20 protein-coding genes are annotated in these 21,544 nt (G+C 63.7%); 14 read left to right on the plus strand and 6 right to left on the minus strand.

The features are described 5' to 3' along the window. The 4 genes from DTA22_RS06420 to DTA22_RS06435 form a co-directional block, all read right to left on the minus strand. Positions 1-915 (minus strand): UDP-glucose dehydrogenase family protein (locus DTA22_RS06420; RefSeq protein WP_146777757.1); only part of this gene is annotated, 915 nt, incomplete at its 3' end. 64 nt (positions 916-979) lie between these two features. Then, positions 980-1,948 carry a GDP-L-fucose synthase family protein gene (locus DTA22_RS06425; RefSeq protein ID WP_112298902.1) on the minus strand — a complete coding sequence of 323 codons (969 nt, stop codon included), beginning with the start codon at positions 1,946-1,948 and terminating at the stop codon, positions 980-982. Continuing rightward, the gene (gene gmd, locus DTA22_RS06430; RefSeq protein WP_112298903.1) at positions 1,945-2,976 is read right to left on the minus strand and encodes a GDP-mannose 4,6-dehydratase; all 1,032 of its coding nucleotides are present in this window, start codon (positions 2,974-2,976) and stop codon (positions 1,945-1,947) included. The genes DTA22_RS06425 and gmd overlap by 4 nt, the downstream gene beginning before the upstream one ends. A gap of 75 nt (positions 2,977-3,051) precedes the next feature. Next, positions 3,052-4,575 (minus strand): sugar transferase, encoded by a 1,524-nt coding sequence (locus tag DTA22_RS06435; RefSeq protein ID WP_112298904.1) that lies wholly within the window; start codon positions 4,573-4,575, stop codon positions 3,052-3,054. 902 nt (positions 4,576-5,477) lie between these two features. Between DTA22_RS06435 and DTA22_RS06440 the strand changes: the two genes are divergently transcribed. Beyond that, entirely contained in the window at positions 5,478-6,209 is a 732-nt protein-coding gene (locus tag DTA22_RS06440; RefSeq protein ID WP_160118493.1) for an SGNH/GDSL hydrolase family protein, read from the plus strand. Between the two features lie 701 nt (positions 6,210-6,910). Then, a complete protein-coding gene (locus DTA22_RS06445) occupies positions 6,911-7,414 on the plus strand; it encodes a hypothetical protein (protein ID WP_112298906.1) in 504 nt (167 codons plus the stop codon). On the opposite strand, the gene DTA22_RS06450 is transcribed toward DTA22_RS06445, so the two are convergent. Further along, complete coding sequence (locus tag DTA22_RS06450; protein WP_112298907.1) at positions 7,398-7,796, minus strand: hypothetical protein; 399 nt, start codon at positions 7,794-7,796, stop codon at positions 7,398-7,400. The two genes, DTA22_RS06445 and DTA22_RS06450, sit on opposite strands and share 17 nt — an antisense overlap. A 350-nt stretch (positions 7,797-8,146) precedes the next feature. Between DTA22_RS06450 and DTA22_RS06455 the strand changes: the two genes are divergently transcribed. From DTA22_RS06455 to DTA22_RS06500, 10 genes are all read left to right on the plus strand, one after another. Continuing rightward, on the plus strand, positions 8,147-9,991 hold the full coding sequence (locus tag DTA22_RS06455) for an MFS transporter (RefSeq protein ID WP_112298908.1): 1,845 nt from the start codon (positions 8,147-8,149) through the stop codon (positions 9,989-9,991). Between the two features lie 10 nt (positions 9,992-10,001). Then, positions 10,002-10,433, plus strand: coding sequence for a nitroreductase/quinone reductase family protein (locus DTA22_RS06460; RefSeq protein ID WP_009478715.1), 432 nt, complete (start codon positions 10,002-10,004; stop codon positions 10,431-10,433). A 122-nt stretch (positions 10,434-10,555) separates the two neighbouring features. After that, on the plus strand, positions 10,556-11,995 hold the full coding sequence (locus tag DTA22_RS06465) for a family 43 glycosylhydrolase (RefSeq protein WP_112298909.1): 1,440 nt from the start codon (positions 10,556-10,558) through the stop codon (positions 11,993-11,995). Between the two features lie 175 nt (positions 11,996-12,170). Next, positions 12,171-13,595, plus strand: a complete 1,425-nt coding sequence (locus DTA22_RS06470) for an NAD(P)/FAD-dependent oxidoreductase (RefSeq protein WP_112298910.1) — start codon at positions 12,171-12,173, stop codon at positions 13,593-13,595. Further along, positions 13,592-13,972 (plus strand): cupin domain-containing protein, encoded by a 381-nt coding sequence (locus DTA22_RS06475; protein WP_112298911.1) that lies wholly within the window; start codon positions 13,592-13,594, stop codon positions 13,970-13,972. Before DTA22_RS06470 ends, DTA22_RS06475 begins: the two co-directional genes overlap by 4 nt. Before the next feature lie 78 nt (positions 13,973-14,050). Next, on the plus strand, positions 14,051-15,586 hold the full coding sequence (locus DTA22_RS06480; RefSeq protein WP_037243404.1) for an APC family permease: 1,536 nt from the start codon (positions 14,051-14,053) through the stop codon (positions 15,584-15,586). An 85-nt stretch (positions 15,587-15,671) separates the two neighbouring features. Continuing rightward, positions 15,672-16,133, plus strand: coding sequence for an Lrp/AsnC family transcriptional regulator (locus DTA22_RS06485; RefSeq protein WP_009478710.1), 462 nt, complete (start codon positions 15,672-15,674; stop codon positions 16,131-16,133). After that, on the plus strand, positions 16,130-17,515 hold the full coding sequence (locus tag DTA22_RS06490) for an aspartate aminotransferase family protein (protein ID WP_112298912.1): 1,386 nt from the start codon (positions 16,130-16,132) through the stop codon (positions 17,513-17,515). The genes DTA22_RS06485 and DTA22_RS06490 overlap by 4 nt, the downstream gene beginning before the upstream one ends. Then, positions 17,512-19,005: a gamma-aminobutyraldehyde dehydrogenase gene (locus tag DTA22_RS06495; protein ID WP_112298913.1), complete on the plus strand. Its 1,494-nt coding sequence runs from the start codon at positions 17,512-17,514 to the stop codon at positions 19,003-19,005. The genes DTA22_RS06490 and DTA22_RS06495 overlap by 4 nt, the downstream gene beginning before the upstream one ends. A 125-nt stretch (positions 19,006-19,130) precedes the next feature. Next, positions 19,131-20,321, plus strand: a complete 1,191-nt coding sequence (locus tag DTA22_RS06500; protein ID WP_112298914.1) for a TerC family protein — start codon at positions 19,131-19,133, stop codon at positions 20,319-20,321. An 80-nt stretch (positions 20,322-20,401) separates the two neighbouring features. Here the strand turns inward: DTA22_RS06500 and DTA22_RS06505 are convergent, their stop codons facing one another. Continuing rightward, the gene (locus DTA22_RS06505) at positions 20,402-20,845 is read right to left on the minus strand and encodes an SPW repeat protein (protein ID WP_037235590.1); all 444 of its coding nucleotides are present in this window, start codon (positions 20,843-20,845) and stop codon (positions 20,402-20,404) included. Between the two features lie 177 nt (positions 20,846-21,022). Between DTA22_RS06505 and DTA22_RS36215 the strand changes: the two genes are divergently transcribed. After that, positions 21,023-21,181, plus strand: a complete 159-nt coding sequence (locus DTA22_RS36215; RefSeq protein WP_174233762.1) for a hypothetical protein — start codon at positions 21,023-21,025, stop codon at positions 21,179-21,181. 48 nt (positions 21,182-21,229) lie between these two features. Beyond that, the gene (locus DTA22_RS06510; RefSeq protein ID WP_112298915.1) at positions 21,230-21,541 is read left to right on the plus strand and encodes a hypothetical protein; all 312 of its coding nucleotides are present in this window, start codon (positions 21,230-21,232) and stop codon (positions 21,539-21,541) included. Positions 21,542-21,544 lie beyond the last annotated feature (3 nt).

Consider the following 21,544-nt stretch of genomic DNA (forward strand, 5'->3'; position numbering starts at 1 on the left):
CATCCTCGTCCGTCTCCGCATATTGATGCTGTCAACTTCACGCAGCAAGGCAAGTGCCTCATCAGCGCCCAGCTCACCAGCCCGGGCCATAAACGCCCTGATGTCTTTGGGGAGGCAACCACCACCGAAGCCGATACCGGCGTTCAAGAAACGTCGGCCAATTCGAGCGTCGTAGCCAATCGCATCTGCGAGCTGAGTCACGTCCGCCCCAGCAGCTTCGCATACCTCCGAGATAGCGTTGATGAACGAGATCTTCGTAGCTAGGAACGCGTTCGCAGATGCCTTGACTAGTTCCGCCGTAGCCAAGTCGGTAACCAGGAACGGAATCTTCTCGTCTAGAAGATCTGCATACACTTCGCGCGCTACATCCTCCGCTCGCCCGTTTGCATGGCGGTCAATACCGAGGACAAGGCGGTCGGGATGCAACGTGTCTTCAACAGCGAAGCCTTCACGAAGAAACTCGGGGTTCCATGCAAGCTCGACCGCGACGCCCTCCTTCGCCAGCTCTCTAGCACGCGCGCCTAATCGCTCCGCTGTACCGACCGGGACCGTCGATTTGCCAAAGATGACCGAGTCCTGGGTGATAAGAGGCGCAAGCGTTTCGACAACGGCGTCGACGTACTTGAGGTCCGCCGCGAATTCACCCTTCTTCTGCGGAGTCCCGACTCCAATGAAATGAACACTTGCAAAGGCGGCCGCCTCCTCGTACGAATCAGTAAACCGAAGACGGCCTGCGGCAATGTTTCGCCTCAGAACGTCTTCGAGCCCCGGTTCGAAGAAGGGCACCTCACCCGATTGAAGCTTCGCCAGTTTGGACTGATCAACGTCGACGCCGAGAACATCGTGACCGAGCTCAGCCATACACGCGGCATGCGTTGCTCCAAGATATCCGGTACCGAATACGGCGATTCGCATTGTCACTGAATTCAGCTACCTAACAGGGAGTTTGGGATGTACATGACGGAGGCTTGCAAACGACCTATGAACGTATGGAGCTCACGTTGTCTCGATACCACGCGACAGTCGAGGAAATGCCCTCTCGGAGTCCGATCGAGGGGGACCATCCCGTCGCGCGCAGCTTTGAGACGTCGAGCAGCTTGCGAGGCGTGCCGTCGGGTTTCGACCTGTCCCATTCGATTCGTCCGGAGTATCCGATCTCGTCGGCAACAACTTCGGCAATGTACTTGATGGTCGAGTCTTCCCCGGTGCCCACGTTGACGTGTTCGGTGCCGTCGTAGTGTTCAAGCAGGTGCAGGCAGGCGGACGCCATGTCCGCGACGTGGAGAAATTCGCGTCTAGGCGTTCCAGTTCCCCAGTTAGTCACAAGCTCAATACCATCTCGCCGCGCTTCATCGAACCGACGAATCAGGGCGGGCAGGACATGCGAGCCGCGCGCCGAGAAATTGTCGCGCGGACCGTAGAGGTTGGTCGGCATTGCCGAAATCCAGGGCAGCCCATATTGCTTACGCACAGCCTGGATCTGAAGGATTCCCGCTATCTTTGCGATCGCGTACGCATCGTTGGTTGGTTCCAGATGGCCGGTGAGGAGGTAGTCCTCCCTGATCGGCTGCGGTGCAAGCTTGGGATAGATGCAAGAGGATCCCAGGAACAGCAGACGCTCGACCCCGAATTCCCTCGCTGAATCAAGAACATTGACCTGGATTCTCAGGTTGTCCGACAGGAAGTCCACAGGGTACGTGTTGTTGGCAAGTATGCCACCGACCTTGGCGGCGGCGAGAACGACGTATGAGGGCCTCCTCGCCTTGAAGAAAGAACGAACGGCGTCGCGATCGCGCAAGTCGAGTTCATCGGACCCCGCTCCGACAAGGTTCTCGAAACCCGAGGTCTCCAGTGTTTGCCAGATAGCGGAACCAACCAGACCTCGGTGCCCGGCCACGTAGAACGGTGCGGAGCGATCCAACGGCGCGGGTACGAATTCGACAGTCACTGGATCGACTCCCAGTCCGGCAGCGCCGGGTTATCGATCCAAGGCCGGCCCTCGTGTTGGAGAGCCTCAATATCGGCATCGACCATGATTCTTGCGAGTTCTGGTGCGTGAACTGATGCCTTCCATCCCAGCTTTTCTTCAGCTTTGCCTGCATCCCCGATAAGGGCGTCAACTTCCGTCGGACGCAAGTACCGCTCGTCGAAGCGAACATGCTTTTCCCAGTCGAGGCCAGCATGCTCAAACGCCTCGGTGAGGAAGTCTCGGACGGATGCTGCACCTCCAGTTGCGAGCACATAGTCATCAGGCTCATCCGCCTGAAGCATCCGCCACATTCCTTCGACGTACTCTGGGGCGTACCCCCAGTCACGGACTGCGTCGAGATTGCCCATGTAGAGGTGTTCCTCAAGGCCTGCCTTGATTCTCGCAACTGCGCGAGTGATCTTTCGCGTTACAAATGTCTCTCCACGGCGCGGGGACTCGTGGTTGAAGAGGATTCCGTTGACCGCAAAGATCCCGTAGGCCTCTCGGTAGTTCTTGGTTACCCAGTAGGAATAGACCTTCGCAGCGCCATACGGTGACCGCGGGTAGAAGGGGGTTTCCTCATTCTGCGGGGGCGGGGTTGCGCCAAACATTTCAGAACTCGAAGCCTGATAGAACCTGCACTGCAGACCGGTAAGACGCACTGCCTCCAGCAGTCGAATAGATCCGACACCTGTTGTGTTGCCTGTGTGTTCAGGCTCGTCGAAGCTCACGCGAACGTGCGATTGTGCCGCGAGGTTGTAAACCTCATCCGGCCGGATCTCCGCAAGCAGTGTGACGAGGCGAGCACCGTCACTGAGATCACCATAGTGAAGAAAGAGCTTCGCTTCGGGGTCGTGGGGATCCACGTACAGATGTTCGATCCGCGAAGTATTGAAGGTCGACGAACGACGGATCAGGCCATGAACCTCGTACCCCTTCGAGAGTAGTAACTCGGCGAGATAGGAGCCGTCCTGGCCAGTAATACCAGTGATTAGAGCGCGCTTCATTTGTTCTCCTCGACCTGCACGTCAGGCCGTTTCTCGTAACGGGACTATTAGCAAATCTTCAGCGGTGCAGCGAATTCAATAGGCGCCGTCGCTTCCAATCACGGCCCTCACCGTCTTTCCGATGATCAGAAGGTCCTGTGTCATCGACCAGTTCTCCACGTAGAAGAGATCCAATCGAATCCGATCCTCTTCGGACAGAGCTGAGCGGCCCGACACCTGCCACAGCCCCGTCATCCCCGGCCGAACAAGCATCCGGCGCTCTACGAAGCCCGGCACGCCTAGCCCCTCGCCCTCGATGAGTGGACGTGGTCCGACCATGCTCATATCTCGTGTCAGGACATTGAAGAGTTGAGGCAACTCGTCAACGCTGGTCTTTCGAATAAATCGCCCGATCGGTGTGATTCGCGGATCTTTCGCTGACTTGAAGAAGGTGCCCTCAGACTGTCCGAGCGCTTCGCGTATCGCAGCGAACTTCTTGTCCGCGTTCGGCACCATCGACCGAAACTTCCACATCCGAAATGTCTCGCCGTTGAGTCCAACTCGTTCTTGCCGGTAAAAGATTGGGCCGCGATCGCCAATCTTGATGATCGCAGCGACGATCAGCATCACCGGAGCTAGCGCCACCAGTACGAGCAACGCCGCGACTAGATCGAATGCGGTCTTCGCAAACTTGTTGGAACCGTGGAATTGCGGCTTCTCGACATGGATGAGTGGGAGTCCTGCTACCGGCCTCATCGACAGACGCGGTCCCGCCACGTCCATCATCCCTGGAGCAACGACGAGGTCGACCTCATGCGGCTCGAGCGCCCACGCTAGGTCCCGCATTCCTTCATGACCGAGGTGTTCGGTCGCGGTAACTGCGACCGTGTCGGCGTGGCAGAACTGCAATGAGTCCACAACGTCGCGCTCGTTGCCGAGCACGGGAATAACCCGTCCGCCAACGGTGATCGTGTCGCCATGCTCACCGGTATGACCCGGCATACACACTCCGACCACGCGATAGCCCTCGGCTGTGCCACGAGCAAAGGACTCCGTGAGGTTTCGTACCGCCCGCTCACCGCCGACGACAAGGACGGATGTCTGAAACTCGCCCCGGGCACGCTTGCGTGCGATCGCTTGACGCCAGCACCAGCGACTGAGCAAAAGCCCAGCAAGGCCGACTGGAAACGCTATTGCAAGGTACAGCCGCGCCAGGTCCAGCCGGAAGAGAAGGGAGACGATCGCGATGAGTCCGAACAGGCGGACGGTCGCCACGAAGATTCGGCGGTATTCTTCGGCTCCAGCACCGATCACACGCACGGAGCGAGTGCGAAAAACGACTAGCGCTCCAATCCACATCGCGATCAACGCTGCCGAGATGAGTGTGTAACTCAGATTGTGTATCGCTTCGTACGATGCCAGCGCGTCTCCGGCACCGAAGCGAATCCACTGGGCCAATGCGACAGCAGCGATCACCACCAGGGTGTCGGAGATCAACAAACGCCGGATGTACACGGCCTGCCACTCTCGACGACTCCCGAGTCGTCCTGTCTCCGAAGAGACCGTTGTCGCGCCCGGTACACCCGATGCGGGGCCGAGCGGAACATCGAATGCGGTCACATTCGTTGCCTTCCACCTGAGAACCAATAAGCCGGCAAGCGTTGCTGTCTTCCGACTGTTGGCGGTGAATGACGACCGCCCCCCTGTATTGCTGCCGAGATGATGATCGCACCTTCAACCAACTTCGTTACAGCTGGAGTGGCGAGAGTCACAAACGCCAGACACGAACCGCGAGAACAGGTTCCTGCGCAGGTCACCGAGCTATACATCAATTGAATGACACTGCCTACACCACGCCGGACGCGGAGAACAGGGCCGAAAGTCCTAGCGCATTGAAGAGTAATTCGGTATTTTGCGCAAACCCTACTTTCGAGTCAGATCGAACGCGTTTTCTCGCAGGTCTCTCGTTGCCCACCCAAGCGCCCACATCGTCGAACGGAGCAATGGACGGAATCTGAGCGAGTGGACGCGGTGCGGGGTGCCGTCGCTTATTGCACGGCACCCCGCCCTCGGCGGCGAACGCCGAGCTCGAACCGATCACGGTAGCGCCCAATTGCGGAGATCGACGCGCGTAACGCCGCAGATACGCCCGGTTATTTGGTCTATGACGGCAATGTGGGTTGAAACGCGGGTGCCCATCTTTGCGGTCCGCCTCCGCTAGTTCGGCCTCGCGCTAGTGGCTTGCTCACAGTCGGCTCGTCGCTTAGAAACGAGCAGGAAACACTCTCGCTTGGTGTCACGCTCTCCCTGGCCACCGGTTCCACCAGCCTCGTGACCGCCTTGATGGTTTCGCGCAACAGGGCAGCTAGCGGGAAGCGACTCTCTGCGAGCGGTGTGCCCGGTGTCAACAGTCGCCGGTCATTTGCCGCGCATGAACTATTTTGACCCACCTTGATCGATCCAAGTCGCGTCATTCGCAGACCGGATTTGCGCGGGATTGGCCGTGCGGGAGAATGCATCGCATGTCGAAGAAGTCGCGGTCACGGACCGTGGAGAAGCGTGATCCGAAGACCATCATGTTCTGGTCGTTCATGGCCGTCGCGCTCGTTACTGGTGTCGCCATGTACGGGGTGGCGCAATCCCGTGTTTCCGCTGTCCCGCCCGATGAAGGCCGGACCGCAACGAGATCATTCGAGTCTCACACATATCCACGCCTCACCGTCCTTGGGGATTCCATCACCGGAGGTAGCCACAACAATGTGGTTTGGCCTGACCTCCTCGCCGCGAAGCGGACTTGGTACGTCAACAACATCGCCGAAGGTAGCACCGGGTACTCTGCAGGCGAGAACAAGGCCTTCCCATTCAAAGTCGACGACGCTGTCGCTACTACGCCCGACGTGATCATGGTGGTCGGGAGCCGAAACGACGTCTACAACCCGGAACTAGTGGGACCGGCGGCTGCAAGGGTATACGCAGACCTGAAAGCGAAGGCGCCGAACGTGCCGATATTTGTGGTCGGTCCGATCTGGGACAACAAACAGCCGCCGCCAGCGATGCTGAGCGTGAACGCGAGTATTCGACAGGCAGCTCAGAACGCAGGTCTCTTGTTTATCGATGCACTAGCAGAGAACTGGCTCGGCGACCCCACGCTAATTCAGAAGGACGATCGTGTGCACCCCACCGACGCGGGGCAGCAGGTACTCGCCGACCATATCGATAGGGCGATCCCTCAGGTGACCATCAAGAAGAGCTAGACGATCGTCTCGACCGCCCGCAAGTTGAGGGATTCGGCACCCCTGCGGACCCGGAAGGACAGCTCGACAGTGACCACTGCATCAGCCGCCGGCTCGATTAGGGCAACACGGGCGGGTCAGTATCAGGTGCGAAAGTCGAACGCACTGGCCGTGTTCGCCCGCGACACAACGAAATGCGTTCGCTGCGTTGATTAATACTGACATCATGTTTCTGACCTACACCCCAGCGGCGTAGCCACACTGCCGGCATGAGGGCGGGTCCGAAAAGCTCGACCAGTCACGAACCAACTCGTCCGCGGCAGCGCCAATCCCGACACGCGTGATGCCGCCCTTCGAGCCCGACCAGTTCCTCGCCACAGAAAGGCCGCAATCCGCGCGTCGAAGGTACCGGCATTGCGCGTTGCCGCATCATGATTAACGTTTAAGTGGCTTAGAGTAACCGAACGCAATGACGCAGATCACACCGATTGGGCGGACATCTCGACCCGCTTAACGGATACGTTTGCATGAATTTAATCGGTTATGGGCAAGTGCCTCCGGCCCAGTTCAACCGGTATCGATCCGAGTCTTGCGAACCACTGCCTATCGAACCCGCTGTTCCCGATTCTGGGGTACACCCATGACTACTCTCCTTCGAGCGATACATTATTCAGCGACCGAACTCCAGATAGAACACGCACATCAGTGGCACGATTGACGCCGTGACCACTCGCCCGCTCGATAACGCACCCCACCGCAGCCGCTGGCGCCGCCTGCGCGCTGCGTGGCGGAGGAAGCTCGATCCGAGTGAACAGTCGGCGGTGGTGTCGTGGGGTGCGTTCACGCTGACGTTCGCGGGGGTGCGGGCGCTGACTCACTGGATCAGGCGCGGGCACGGCCCGGCCGGCGGTGGGTTGAGTCTTCACGGCCGGCATTTCCACCATTACAACCTCGGCATCGCAGCGCTGGCAGGGATTGGTGCCGTGGCGGTGCGTGGATCCGAGAAGCAACGCCGACATCCGACTGTGCCCATCTCCTACGGCGTCGGCACCGCCCTCATCGTCGACGAACTGGCGTTGCTGCTCGACCTCGAAGACGTCTACTGGGCGAAGGAAGGGCGGACCAGCGTCGACGCCGCGGTGATCATCATCGGGCTCGGCGGACTGATGACCGCCGGATTCGAGTTCTGGCCGGCGGCCCAACGTGCGCTCACGGAGCCGACGTAGGCGGCAGCGCACCGGACAACCGGGCCGTCCCCCACGGCTCGATGTCGTAGACGGGAATGCAGTGCAGGCCGCGTGCGCGCACGCGCTGCACGACCTCCGCATCCGCCGACGCGCAGGTCCCGTCGACGACGGCCTCGGTGACGATCGCGCACAGCACATCAGCCTGCAGATCGCGGACCGGTTTCAGCCCCTGCTCCACCGTCCAGTGCCGCACGGCAGCCCAGTGCGTCACCTCGGTGACGGTGGACGGGTTGCCGATGAACAGCACGCTCCGCGTGGCGTTTCGTCCGCCGGCGACGGCCGACGACTGCACCTGTATCTCCGCCTCGGTGCACCACTCGGACGCCACCTCCGCCAGGGTGGTGCTCGCAATCGTCGACATCTTCTAGGTCCTGTTCCTGCGTCCGACTCGCATGAGAATCATCGTGTCGCGAATCGGGCACCGCGACTGTCCCCCGATCGGACCCTGAATCGGATGATTCGGCGGTCCCCCGATCGGGCCACAGCGCCTGGAGTGCGGGGTGAACCGGGACGTCGTATCATCACAAACCTGATCGACCGTCTCGACGGAACCGATTGAGCGACAGCGACATAACGGGCAAACCGGGCATTTCCCATCAGGGGATGCCGCGGTCGTCCGATCGCCCACCACACAGAACACGCGACAACAGAACACTTTGCCTTCCATTTACTTACTTTTGAAAACTATGAAAACTCGAGAGGTGAAATCCCGTGGTCTCCCACACGAAGGAACCTTCCCGCCTGATCGGTGACGCCACCGCGACGCTCGAAGAACTGGGCCCGCACTACAAGTGGATTGCGTTGTCGAACACCACGCTCGGCATGCTGGTGGCGACGATCAACTCGTCGATCGTGCTGATCGCGCTCCCCGACATCTTCAAAGGCATCCACCTCGACCCACTCGAACCCGGCAACACGAGTTATCTGCTGTGGATGATGATGGGCTTCCTCGTCGTCACCGCGGTCCTGGTCGTGAGTTTCGGCCGGCTCGGCGACATGTTCGGCCGCGCCCGGATGTACAACATGGGCTTCGCCGTCTTCACGATCGCCTCGATCTTCCTGGCAGTGACATGGTTCGACGGGTCCGAGGCGGCGCTGTGGCTCATCGGGTGGCGCGTCGTCCAGGGCGTCGGCGGTGCGTTCCTGATGGCGAACTCGTCGGCGATCCTCACCGACGCTTTTCCCGCCGATCAGCGTGGGCTCGCACTCGGGATCAACGGTGTCGCCGCGATCGCCGGATCGTTCCTCGGCCTGCTCATCGGCGGCATCCTCGCGCCGATCCACTGGAATCTCATCTTCCTCGTCTCGGTTCCCTTCGGTGTGGTCGGCACGATCTGGGCCTACCTGAAACTCCGCGACACCGGGGTCCGCCGGCACGCCGACATCGACTGGTGGGGAAACATCACGTTCGCCGTCGGATTGATCGCCGTCCTGGTGGGCATCACCTACGGAATCCAGCCGTACGGCTCCTCGTCGATGGGCTGGACCAGTCCGCTGGTGCTCTGGTGCCTCGTCGGCGGCCTCGCCGTCCTCGCAGCGTTCTGCGTCATCGAGACCCGGGTCGCGAATCCCCTGTTCAACCTGCACCTGTTCCAGATCAAGTCGTTCACCTGGGGCAACATCGCCAACCTGGTGGCGTCGCTCGGCCGCGGCGGGCTGCAGTTCATCCTGATCATCTGGCTCCAGGGCATCTGGCTGCCGCAGCACGGCTACGACTACAGCCGCACTCCGTTGTGGGCGGGCATCTACATGCTGCCGATGACCATCGGGTTCCTGCTGTCCGCGCCGGTGTCCGGGGTCATCTCCGACCGATTCGGCACCAAGTGGTTCACCAGCACCGGCATGTTCATCACCGCGGGCACGTTCGGTCTGCTGATCGCCCTGCCGGTCGACTTCGACTACTGGGCCTTCGCGGTGACTCTGTTGATCAACGGCATCGGCATGGGGATGTTCTCCGCGCCGAACCGGGCGGAAGTTATGAACAGCCTTCCCGCCGACGCGCGCGGCGTCGGTGCGGGCATGATGACGACTTTCCAGAACGCGGCGATGGTGCTGTCGATCGGCTTCTTCTTCAGTCTGATGATCGCCGGCCTCAGTTCCAACCTTCCGGCCGCGATGAGCGACGGACTGATGGCGAACGGGGTGCCCGCGGCGCAGGCCACTCAGATCGCGAATCTGCCCGCCGTCGCCGTGTTGTTCGCGGCGTTCCTCGGCGTCAACCCGATTCAGGAACTGCTCGGGCCGAATCTGTCGTCACTCACCGAGCAGCAGCAGGCGCACCTGACCGGCTTGGACTTCTTTCCCCAGCTGATTTCCGGCCCGTTCGCCGACGGCCTCGCAATGGCGTTCGCCTTCGCGATCGTCGCGTGCGTCATCGGCGGAATCGCCTCGCTGCTCACCGGATCGCAGAAGACGGCGTCGGCGGACGAGCCGCACGAGTCTGTCGGCGCGGAACTCGCCGGAATCGCCGGCGAAGCCGGAATCGGCCCGAGCGAACTCGTCCACGACCTTCCGGAAACGGCGCAGGCAGCCTCCGGCGGACACCCGAACCGTTAGGCTCGATTGCATGCCTTCGGACCGCGGACTCAAGTTCATGAACGCCGCCCACCGCGCGCTCTTGCGCATTACCGGTGGGCGGGTCGGGCGGAGTTTCGGCAAGATGCCGGCGGTGGAGTTGACCACCGTCGGCCGCAAGACCGGGAAGGTGCACAGCGTCATGCTGACCGTGCCGGTGCGGGAAGGTGACACCCTCGTCGTGGTGGCGTCACGTGGTGGCGACGACCGCAACCCCGCGTGGTTCCTGAACCTGCAGGCCAACCCGGTGGTCCAACTGTCGCTGCAGGGAAACCCCGCACAGTCCATGCGCGCCCACGTGGCAACGCCCGAGGAGCGGGCCCGTCTGTGGCCGAAGGTGACCGCCGCCTACAAGGGTTACGCCGGCTACCAGAAGAAAACGGACCGCGAGATCCCTCTGGTTCTGCTCGATCCGACGACCTGACGCCGGCCACCGCCGGCAGAACACGGTTCGGTTGCAGTCCGGCGCTGTGAGCCGGTTCCTCCCTTAACCTCGACCTCACCCTTATAGATTGCGACTTCCGGGCGGGCGAGGTTGGGAGTGACGTGGACACTGACGATGCTGCGCTGCGCAAGTCCGGCACCCGACACCGTCCGCGGCGCGGGTGGATCGTGGCGACCCTGACGCTTCTCGTCCTCATGGTCGCGCCTGCCCCGTCGGCGACAGCCGAAGCGATCGTGCAACCGGTGGCCGCCGACCCGAGCGTCGTCCGCGCGTCCGACGGCATGTTCTACATGTACACGACCGCCGACGACTGGGGCGACGGCCAGGGCATGCACAACATGTCGATCTTCAAGTCCGCAGATCTCATGGACTGGATGTACCTCGGCGACGTCTTCCCCGACCGGCCCGCGTGGCATCCGGACGGCAAGCTCGCGTGGGCGCCCAACGCGCTCGAATCCGACGGCAAGTACAGCCTGTACTACTCCCTCTACGACGAATCGAACCCGTGCATCGGTCTCGCCACCGCCGACCGGCCCACCGGACCGTGGACCGACCTCGGCCGCCCCGTGTTCTGCGCCCACGACGTCGGCGTCGGCGGCACCATCGACCCGTTCGTGTGGGACGACGGCACGACGAAGACGATGTTCGTCGGCAACTTCCAGGGCGTCCACGCCATCCCGCTCAGCCCGGACGGCACCGCGGCGGCCGGCGAACCCGTACGCGTCGCGGACGAGCGCTTCGAAGGCCCGTACGTCGAATTCCACGACGGCTACTACTACCTGTTCCTCTCGGCCGGCAATTGCTGCAACGGCGCCGACACCGCCTACCGCGTCCTCGTCGGCCGGTCGGAGTCGCTGACGGGGCCATACCTCGACCGGAAGGGCCAGGACCTGAACGACGGCGGCGGCGCCCTCATCCTCGCCGGCAGCGAACCGTGGGCCGGGCCGGGCCACAACACGGTGGTCTCCGACGACGCGGGCTCGGATTGGATCGTGTACCACGCCATTCCTCGCGACAACCGGGATCTGCCCAGCGGAGCCCGCCGGCGCGAGGGGATGATCGACCGGATCGTGTGGGCGAACGGCTGGCCCGAGGTGGGCGACGGTTCGCCCGCGTCGACCGGGCCGGCGAACCCCGACACGGACCTGCCGGTGCGGGTCACGCTGCGCGCCGATTCCGACACGACGCTGCCGGCGGGCGGCGGGACCGTCGACACCACCATGCTCGTCGAGGCACCCGAGGACCGTCCCTATGCAGGGCAGGTGTGGGTCAGCGCGGTCTCCCCGGACGGCCGGACAAGCGACCCCTTCTTCGGACCGATCGACGTCGACCTGCAACCCGGCGAGGTGCTCCAGGAGAACATCGCGTACACGATCCCGGGTGATGCAGTCGCGGGCACCTACTACGCCTACGCATTCGCAGGCACCTACCCCGACGAGACCGTCGAGTTCGGCACCGTTCACGCCGTCAAGTCCGGCGACGAGGCCAGGATCAGCCCGGTCCGCTCGGTGTCGCTGCACCTCGGAACGGTCGCGCGCTGACGAGGCAGCCAGCCATGGGCAACCGATTCGGTTTCCGATTCTTACTTCGACAACTGATTCCGCAATGATTCTCGCCTATTGCTATTGAAATAGTGGCGAGCGTAGGTCAGGATGGGTGCCACGGTGACGCGCCTCACACGTCACCTTTCGGTCATTCCACCAACAAAGGTGCTCCATGCTGCAGACAGTGTTCGAGAAGAATCAACCGAACGCGAAGGTCGTCGACCATGCGCTCCGGCGCACCCGGTTGGCACCGTTCTGGATCGAGGACGTCGCCGACACCCCCACCTACCCGTCCGCCTCGGCCGACGCCGCGTACGACCTGGTGGTCGTCGGCGGCGGATACACCGGACTCTGGAGTGCACTCCTCGCGAAACAGCGCCACCCCGACCTGTCCGTCGCCCTCGTGGAGGGCGAGACCATCGGATGGGCGGCATCCGGCCGTAACGGCGGGTTCGTCGAAGCAAGCCTGACCCACGGCAGCGAGAACGGCCGTCGACGCTGGCCGGGAGAGATCGACACCCTGGAGACGCTCGGGCTCGAGAACCTCGACGCCATCGAGAAGACCGTCCACACCCTGGGGTTGGACTGCGATTTCGAACGGAACGGCGCGATCTCGGTCGCGATCGCCGATTACCAGGCGAAGGACGTATTCGACACGCCCCCGAGCGCCACCACCACGGTGTTGGACGGACCCGCGATGCGCGCGCAGGTCAACTCGCCCACGTACCTGGCCGGTGTATGGGACAAGGAGTCCACCGCGCTGGTGCATCCGGCCAAGCTCGCCACCGAACTCGGCCGGGCCTGTGCGGAGCACGGTGTCGAGATGTTCGAGCACACCAAGGTCCTCGATCTCGTCCGCTCCCGATCGTCGTCCCGGGTCGGCGTCCGGACGGCGTCCGCGACCCTGTCGGCCGGCCGAGTGATCCTGGCAACCAACGCTTTTCCGTCCCTGCTGAAGCGGTACCGGCTGCACACGGTTCCGGTGTACGACTACGTGCTCATGACCGAACCGCTGTCCGACGCACAGCTCGCCGAGGTGGGATGGTCTGCCCGCCAGGGCGTCGCCGACATGTCCAATCAGTTCCACTACTACCGGCTCACCCGCGACAACCGAATCCTCTGGGGCGGGTACGACGCGATCTACCATTTCGGGCGGGGAATGCACCACGACCTCGAAGACCGTCCCGAGTCCCACGCACGGCTGGCGAGCCACTTCTTCACGACGTTCCCGCAGCTCGAGGGCCTGGAGTTCACCCACCGGTGGGGCGGTGTCATCGACACGTCGACACGCTTCTGCTCGTTCTTCGGTTCCGCGGCGAAGGGGCGGATCGCGTACGCGGCCGGCTTCACCGGCCTCGGAGTCGGCGCCTCCCGCTTCGCGGCGAACGTCATGCTCGACAAGGTGTCCGGCGAGACGACTGCTTTGACGGAGTTGGACTTGGTGAAGTCCATGCCCCTCCCCTTCCCGCCCGAACCGTTGGCGGCGGCCGGCATCAACGCCACCCGATGGTCGCTCGATCGCGCGGACCACACGGAAGGTCGACGGAACCTCTTCCTCAAGGCCCTCGACGCGGTCGGATTGGGGTTCGACTCGTGATCGACCCCGCGACCGGGGTCGTCACCTGGGAATCCGGACCGCACGTCGAGGCTCGAACCGCCGATCTCGACTACCACCGTCTCCCGGACGAGCAGGTGATCGGCGACAGCGTACCGATGGTCGGCGAACGAGTGCTCGGCGACTTCGCCGGTGTCACCGTCGGCGTGTGGGAGATCGAGCCCAGCATCTCGTCCGACGTCGAGATCGACGAGGTGTTCGTCGTCCTCAGCGGCGACGCGACCGTGCAGTTCGACGACGACACCCCCGACCTCGAACTCGGTCCCGGAAGTGTCGTCCACGTGCGGTCCGGGCAGAAGACCCGGTGGATCGTGCGCGACACGCTGCGGAAGATCTTCATCGCCGCGACGGCCACGTAACCGCGAAAACCACTACACCCCTTCATCACACACGCGCGGGCACCTCTGCCCGCAGCCGCACACCTCGAGGGAGACTTGATGAGCATTGCCGAACCGCCACCCTTGAAGACCCAGCCCTCGACGACCCAGAACCCGCTCGGCACCGCGAAGGGCCTCAACAGCGGCGCACTGGGATTGATCGGCAACACGGTGATCGGGCTGTCCTCGGTCGCGCCCGCCTACAGCCTCGCCGCGACACTGGGATACGTCGTCCTGGCAGTCGGCGACAAGGCACCGTCGATGTTCCTCGTCGCGTTCATCCCGATGTTGCTCACGGCGTTCGCCTACCGCGAACTCAATCGGGACACCCCGGACTGCGGCACCTCGTTCACCTGGGGCACCAAGGCGTTCGGCCCGTGGATCGGCTGGATGGCGGGATGGGGACTCGCCGTCTCCGCGATCATCGTCCTCGCCAACACCGCGGAGATCGCGGCGATCTACCTGTTCGAGGTTCTCGGCCTGCACGCGGCAGCGGAGTCGCTCGCCGCGAAGGTGCTGCTGGGCTGCTTCTTCATCGCGGCCATGACCTACGTCAGCTTTCGCGGCATTCTCATCAGCGAACGACTGCAGAATGTCCTGATCGCGGTGCAGTTCACCGTCCTGATCGGGGTCAGCGTCCTCGCACTGTCGAAGGTGTTCGGCGGCACCGCCGGCCCGCAGGCGGTCACCCCGCAACTGGACTGGATCATTCCGACCGGCGTCTCGATGTCCAGTGCCGCACAGGCGATCATCCTGTGCATCTTCATCTACTGGGGGTGGGATGCCTGCCTGGCGGTCGGTGAGGAAACGAAGGATTCGGAGCGGACGCCCGGCCGTGCCGCGGTCTTGACCACGGTCATTCTCGTCGCCACGTACGTCCTGGTCGGATACGCGGTCCAGTCGTTCGCCGGGTTCGGGGACACCGGGATCGGACTGAACAACCCCGAGAACGTCGACGACGTGCTGACCACCCTGGGTGGACCGGTCGCCGGGCCGGTGGCTGCCTCGTTGCTGCTGCTGACGGTCTCGATCTCCGCGCTCTCCTCGACCCAGACCACCATCCTGCCGACGGCGCGCGGAACGCTGTCGATGGCGGTCTACGAGGCGTTGCCGCGCCGGTTCGCCTCGGTGCACCCCCGGTACATGACCCCCGGCTTCGGAACCCTGGTCATGGGAGCGGCGGCGCTCCTGTTCTATCTGGTGCTGTCGTTCGCCAGCGCCAACGCCCTGCAGGATTCGGTGGCGTCGCTCGGACTCGCGGTCGCCTTCTACTACGGCATCACCGCCTACGCGTGCGTCTGGTATTTCCGTCGCACCCTCCTCGACTCGGCACGTAACCTGTTCATGCGCGGCATCTTTCCGCTGCTCGGTGCCCTCTGCATGACGTGGGCCTTCGTGCAGAGCGCCGTCGACATGCTGCGTCCCGACTACGGATTCACCGCGTTCGGCCCGTTCGGGGGCGTGTTCGTTCTCGGCGTCGGAATGCTGGTCGTCGGAATCCCCCTGATGCTGCTGTGTTTCGCGACCGGCTCCCGGAACTTCTTCCGCGGACGCACCCTCACCGCCGACACGGAAGTGAAGGTGCCCGAGTCGTGAGTACCCACGTCACCAGGAAGAGGCGATAGTTCCGAAATGTCCGAGCCGATTGTCTTCGACACGACGAGCAAGGGAGGATTCGACCATGTCTGAGCAGCCTGCCTCTCTCGATCCCGTGTCCAAGCAGATCATCGAGCAACTTCAGGAGGATGGACGACGGTCGTACTCGGCCATCGGCAAGGTCGTCGGATTGTCGGAAGCGGCTGTACGCCAACGCGTGCAGAAGCTGATCGACACCGGCGTCACGCAGATCGTCGCGGTGACCGACCCCGTTCAAGTGGGATTCTCACGTCAGGCCATGGTCGGAATCCGCTGCTCGGGGGACGTCACCGAGATCGCCGCCCGGCTCGCCGACGTCGACGCCATCGACTACGTCGTGCTGACTGCAGGCGCCTACGACATTCTCGCCGAGATCGTGTGCGAGAACGACGACCACCTCCTGACCGTGCTCAACAAAGAAATTCGCACTATTCCCGGTGTGCTCGGCACCGAGACGATGGTGTACCTGAAACTTGTCAAACAGCAATATGATTGGGGAACCCGATGACCACGGTTACCAACACTTCGCCTACCACGCCGCAACTCGAGGCGGCCGCCCGCCGCCATCTGTGGGGTCATTTCTCCCGGCACGGGCAGAACATCACCCCGCCGATCATCACCCGCGGTGAGGGCGCCCGGATCTGGGACGCGGCCGGCAAGAGCTACCTCGACGGACTGTCCGGGTTGTTCGTCGTGCAGGCCGGGCACGGCCGCACCGAGCTCGCCGAGGCCGCCGCCAAGCAGGCCGAACAGCTCGCGTTCTTCCCGCTCTGGTCGTACGCCACCCCGCCGGCGATCGAACTCGCCGAACGCCTCGCCGGGTACGCCCCCGGTGATCTGAACCGGGTCTTCTTCACCACCGGCGGCGGCGAGGCCGTCGAAAGCGCCTGGAAACTGGCCAAGCAGTACTTCAAGAAGGTCGGCAAACCCGGCAAACACAAGGTGATCTCCCGCTCCATCGCCTACCACGGCACCCCGCAGGGCGCCCTGGCCATCACCGGCATCCCCGCCCTGAAGGCCCCGTTCGAACCGCTCACCCCCGGCGCGTTCCGGGTCCCCAACACCAACATCTACCGGGCCCCCGAACCCCTCGGCTCCGACCCGAAAGCGTTCGGGATCTGGGCCGCCGACCGGATCGCCGAGGCCATCGAATTCGAGGGACCGGACACCGTCGCCGCCGTCTTCCTCGAACCGGTGCAGAACGCCGGCGGCTGCTTCCCACCCCCGCCCGGTTACTTCGAGCGGGTCCGGCAGATCTGCGACGAGTACGACGTGCTGCTGGTCTCGGACGAGGTGATCTGCGCGTTCGGGCGGATCGGGTCGATGTTCGCGTGCGACGACTTCGGGTACGTCCCCGACATCATCACCTGCGCCAAGGGCCTGACGTCGGGGTATTCGCCGATCGGGGCGATGATCGCCTCGGACCGGCTCTTCGAACCCTTCGCGGACGGTGCGTCGATGTTCGCGCACGGCTACACCTTCGGCGGGCACCCCGTCTCGGCGGCGGTGGCGTTGGCGAATCTGGACATCTTCGAACGCGAGGGCCTCAACGCCCACGTCGCCGAGCAGGCGCCGGCGTTCCGGGCCACCCTCGACAAGCTGACCGATCTGCCGATGGTCGGGGACGTGCGCGGGGAGGGCTTCTTCTACGGCATCGAGCTGGTCAAGGACAAGACCACCAAGGAGTCGTTCACCGACGACGAGGCCGAACGGATCCTGCACGGGTTCCTCTCCACCGCGCTGTTCGACGCCGGCCTGTACTGCCGGGCCGACGACCGCGGCGACCCGGTCATCCAGCTCGCCCCGCCCCTGACCTGCGGTCAGGCCGAATTCGACGAGATCGAAAACATCCTGCGCAGCGTCCTCACCGAAGCCTGGACCCTGCTGTGAACCACCAGGAGCTCCCCGGGCTGTACGTCGGCGGCCGCTACCGGGACGGCCGGGCCGCCGAGGTGTACGAGGTGCTCGACCCGGCCACGGGTGAGGTGATCTCCTCCCGCACCGAGGCGTCGGTGGAGGACGTCGACGACGCGGTCGCGACCGCGAAGGCCGCCTACGCGGAATGGTCGACGACGAGCCCGGGTGAGCGTTCCGCCGTCCTGACTCGATGGGCCGCCGAGCTCACGGAGATGTCCGACGACATCGCACGCACCGAGACCCGGCAGACGGGCAAGCCCATCAAGCTGTCGACCGAGTTCGACGTTCCCGGGTCGATCGACAACGTGTCGTTCTTCGCAGGCGCGGCCCGCAATCTGGAGGGAAAGGCGTCGGGCGAGTACTCCCCCGACCACACGTCCAGCATCCGCCGTGAACCGGTCGGGGTGATCGGCTCGATCGCGCCGTGGAACTATCCGCTGCAGATGGCCGCGTGGAAGGTCCTGCCCGCAGTCGCCGCAGGCAACACCATCGTGCTCAAACCCGCGGAGATCACTCCCCTGACGTCGCTGCTGTTCGCGGAGGCCGCGTCCCGTGCCGGCATGCCGGACGGCGTCGTCAACGTGATCACCGGCCGCGGCGTGACGACCGGGTCGGCGCTGGTGTCGCACCGGGACGTGAGCATGGTGAGTTTCACCGGATCGACTCCCGTCGGACGACAGATCGCGGCCGCCGCGGCAGGCAAGCGCCTGCACCTGGAACTGGGTGGGAAGGCCCCGTTCGTCGTGTTCGACGACGCCGATCTCGAGGCCGCGATCAACGGAGCCGTCGCCGGCGCCCTCATCAACTCGGGCCAGGACTGCACCGCGGCCACCCGCGCCTACGTGCAGCGCCCGCTGTACGACGACTTCGTCGCCGGGGTGGCATCGCTCATGGACACCGTCCGACTCGGCGACCCGTCCGATCCGAGCACCGACATGGGTCCGCTGGTGTCGCGGCGACAGCAACAGCACGTCGCCGGGTTCATCGACCGCGCCCGCGACACCGGGGCGAAGATCGTCCGCGGCGGAGCCGTTCCCGGCGGCGACCTCGCGTCCGGCTTCTACTACGAGCCGACGCTCGTCGTGGGCGCCGACCAGTCCAGCGAGATCGTGCAGAGGGAGATCTTCGGCCCGGTTCTCGTCGTCCTGCCGTTCGACGACGATGCAGATGGCATTGCACTGGCGAACGACACCGACTTCGGGCTGGCGGCGTCCGCGTGGACCCGGGACCTGTACCGGGCGCAGACCGCCTCCCGCGACATCGCCGCGGGCTGCGTGTGGATCAACGACCACATCCCGATCATCAGCGAAATGCCCCACGGCGGGTACAAGGCGTCCGGTTACGGCAAGGACATGTCGACGTACTCGCTCGACGAGTACACCAACGTCAAGCACGTCATGTCCGACATCACCGGCACCGCCAGGAAGGACTGGCACCGGACGGTGTTCGGCGACCGAGGATAGGTCCGGTCGCCGGGGCGGCAACAGGTGTTCCGCCCCGGCGACCGCGGCAGTTCTGCCGAGTCGCGCCCCCGCGCGCGACTACGCTGACGAACAGGCGCGTTCGCTTCGGCTGAAAGGCAGAGACGATGCATGTGACTCCGTTCGCCTGGACTGTGACGATCGTGGTGATCGTCGCTCTGCTCGCGTTCGACTACTTCTTCCACGTACGCCATGCGCACATCCCGACGCTGAAGGAAGCGGCGATCTGGTCGTCGATCTACATCGGGCTCGCGCTGCTCTTCGGTGTCGCCGTGCTGATCTTCGGCGGCGTCGACATGGGCACCGAGTACTTCGCCGGCTACGTCACGGAGAAGGCGCTGTCGGTCGACAACCTCTTCGTGTTCCTCATCATCATGTCCAGCTTCCGGGTGCCGCGCGAAGACCAGCAGAAGGTCCTGCTGTTCGGCATCGTGTTCTCGATCTTCGCCCGCACCGCGTTCATCTTCCTCGGCGCCGCGCTCATCAACTCGTTCGCCTGGATTTTCTACTTCTTCGGCCTCATCCTGCTGATCACCGCCGGGAACCTGCTGCGGCCCGAGACCGAGGATTCGCACTCGGCCGACAACTTCATCATCCGGATCGCGAAGAAGTTCATGCACACCACCGAGCACTACGACGGCGACAAACTCTTCACCGTCGAGAACGGCAAGCGGGCGATGACGCCGATGCTGCTGGTGATGGTCGCGATCGGCGGCACCGACATCCTGTTCGCGCTCGACTCCATCCCCGCGATCTTCGGCCTCACCCAGAACGTCTTCGTCGTCTTCACCGCCACCGTGTTCTCGCTGATGGGTCTGCGTCAGCTGTACTTCCTGCTCGACGGGCTCCTCGACCGCCTCATCTACCTGTCGTTCGGACTGGCCGCGATCCTCGCGTTCATCGGCGTCAAACTGATCCTGCATGCGCTGCACGAGAACAACCTGCCGTTCGTCAACGACGGCGAACCCGTGAACGTCATCGAAATCAGCACCTTCGTGTCGCTCGGCGTCATCATCGGCATCCTCGTCATCACCGTGATCGCGTCGCTCACCAGCAAGAAGGGCAGGGCACAGTCCGCGATCGCCGGCGCCCGGCGGCACGCGATCAACTACCTCGACCTCGACTACACCGCCGACCTGGCCGAGCGCGAACGCATGTACGACAAGCTGCGGGGCGAGGAGGAGCAGCTCAAGAAGCTCGACCCGAAGTTCAAGAAGATGGTCCGCGAAGAAACCGCACTGATGGACCTCATCAAACGCTCACACCAGGAGCACGACGCGTTCCTCAAACAAAGCTAGGTGGACTCAGCGAAGCGCCCACCGAATCGGCGGGCGCTTCTCTGACTCGTGCCCCATCCCCATGAAGGCACGCGCCGCGACTACCTCCTCCTCATCCGCATTCCGCCGTCCGCCATTCCCATGGCGGTGATACCGAGACCCAGCAGACAGACGACGATGCCGCAGACCACGTTCGACCAGATCATTCCCGCCGTGGTGGTTACTCCGACGACCAGCCACGGGCTGACGATCATCCACAAGCCCAGCAGCGGCGCGACGAACGCCATGCCGTGCGTGCGTGAGTAGGCCGACGTGAAACCGACGGCGAGCAGTGCCACCGCAACACCCGACAGCAGGTTGCACATCGCCAGGCCCGACTGGCTCGCGAACCCGATAATCCACGGCGACGCCGCCATGTAGAGGCCAGCCATGAACATCAGGCCCTCGGTGACCTGCGTCATCGGCTGTTCCGAGACCCGGTCGTAGCGAGCCCGCAACTCGGCGATATCAGGGTGTCTCTCGATCGACATACCTGGTGTCGTCATCACCCACCTCCTTGAAAAGAGAACCAATCCCTACCGAAGGGGGTGCCCCGAACTCCATACCGCAAACCAGTGATGACCAGGTAATTTTTCCGAATTTCCGCTACCGACCAGTCCCCACGGACCGCAGGCGATCCGCTGCCCTTGGGCAAGCGTCCAGGGGACGGGCATACTCGATGTGTGTGGTGGATTGCCTGGGTCGTGCTCGCGTGGATAGCACTGTCGGTGCCGCTCGCGATCCTCATCGGGAAGGCGATTCGGCAGAAAGACCTGCACGAACTGCCCGCCAAAGAGGATGCGACGAGTAAGAACGATCCGCCCGACCGTACGGTCGCGTGACCGCGCCCCAGCGGGTGCGGTCCCGGTGCAGCTTGGAAGAATGACGGGATGGCGCTGCCCTTCTATCCACTCGTGTTCATGAACCTGTTGTTTGCGGCGACCACACTGTGCCTTGCACGACCCTCCCGCCTGTCCGCCGCAGCCACCGTCGGCGCCGCCGTGCTCTGGCTGTTCGGCAACGGACCACTCGAGGGCCAAGTCCTCTGGGAATTCGACGCCACGCACGGCCTCACGGTGTCCGATCTGCTCTCCGTTGCCGCCGTCGCCGTCGCGGTCTGGACGTTCACGACCATCGGTGACCGGCCGTGGGCCCGGCGAACCGGGAGACGCCGCCGAACGCTGTTCCGTGTCCGGTACTGATCG

It is taken from the genome of Rhodococcus wratislaviensis (assembly GCF_900455735.1).
GTDB classification, from domain to species: domain Bacteria; phylum Actinomycetota; class Actinomycetes; order Mycobacteriales; family Mycobacteriaceae; genus Rhodococcus_F; species Rhodococcus_F wratislaviensis.

Coding starts and splice junctions, on each gene's coding strand:
- DTA22_RS06505 (WP_037235590.1), bottom strand. CDS start 20,845: ATGACGACACCAGGTATGTCGATCGAGAGACACCCTGATATCGCCGAG.
- DTA22_RS06440 (WP_160118493.1), top strand. CDS start 5,478: ATGTCGAAGAAGTCGCGGTCACGGACCGTGGAGAAGCGTGATCCGAAG.
- DTA22_RS06500 (WP_112298914.1), top strand. CDS start 19,131: ATGCATGTGACTCCGTTCGCCTGGACTGTGACGATCGTGGTGATCGTC.
- DTA22_RS06485 (WP_009478710.1), top strand. CDS start 15,672: ATGTCTGAGCAGCCTGCCTCTCTCGATCCCGTGTCCAAGCAGATCATC.
- DTA22_RS06460 (WP_009478715.1), top strand. CDS start 10,002: ATGCCTTCGGACCGCGGACTCAAGTTCATGAACGCCGCCCACCGCGCG.
- DTA22_RS06490 (WP_112298912.1), top strand. CDS start 16,130: ATGACCACGGTTACCAACACTTCGCCTACCACGCCGCAACTCGAGGCG.
- DTA22_RS06510 (WP_112298915.1), top strand. CDS start 21,230: ATGGCGCTGCCCTTCTATCCACTCGTGTTCATGAACCTGTTGTTTGCG.
- DTA22_RS06470 (WP_112298910.1), top strand. CDS start 12,171: ATGCTGCAGACAGTGTTCGAGAAGAATCAACCGAACGCGAAGGTCGTC.
- DTA22_RS06450 (WP_112298907.1), bottom strand. CDS start 7,796: ATGTCGACGATTGCGAGCACCACCCTGGCGGAGGTGGCGTCCGAGTGG.
- gmd (WP_112298903.1), bottom strand. CDS start 2,976: ATGAAGCGCGCTCTAATCACTGGTATTACTGGCCAGGACGGCTCCTAT.
- DTA22_RS06480 (WP_037243404.1), top strand. CDS start 14,051: ATGAGCATTGCCGAACCGCCACCCTTGAAGACCCAGCCCTCGACGACC.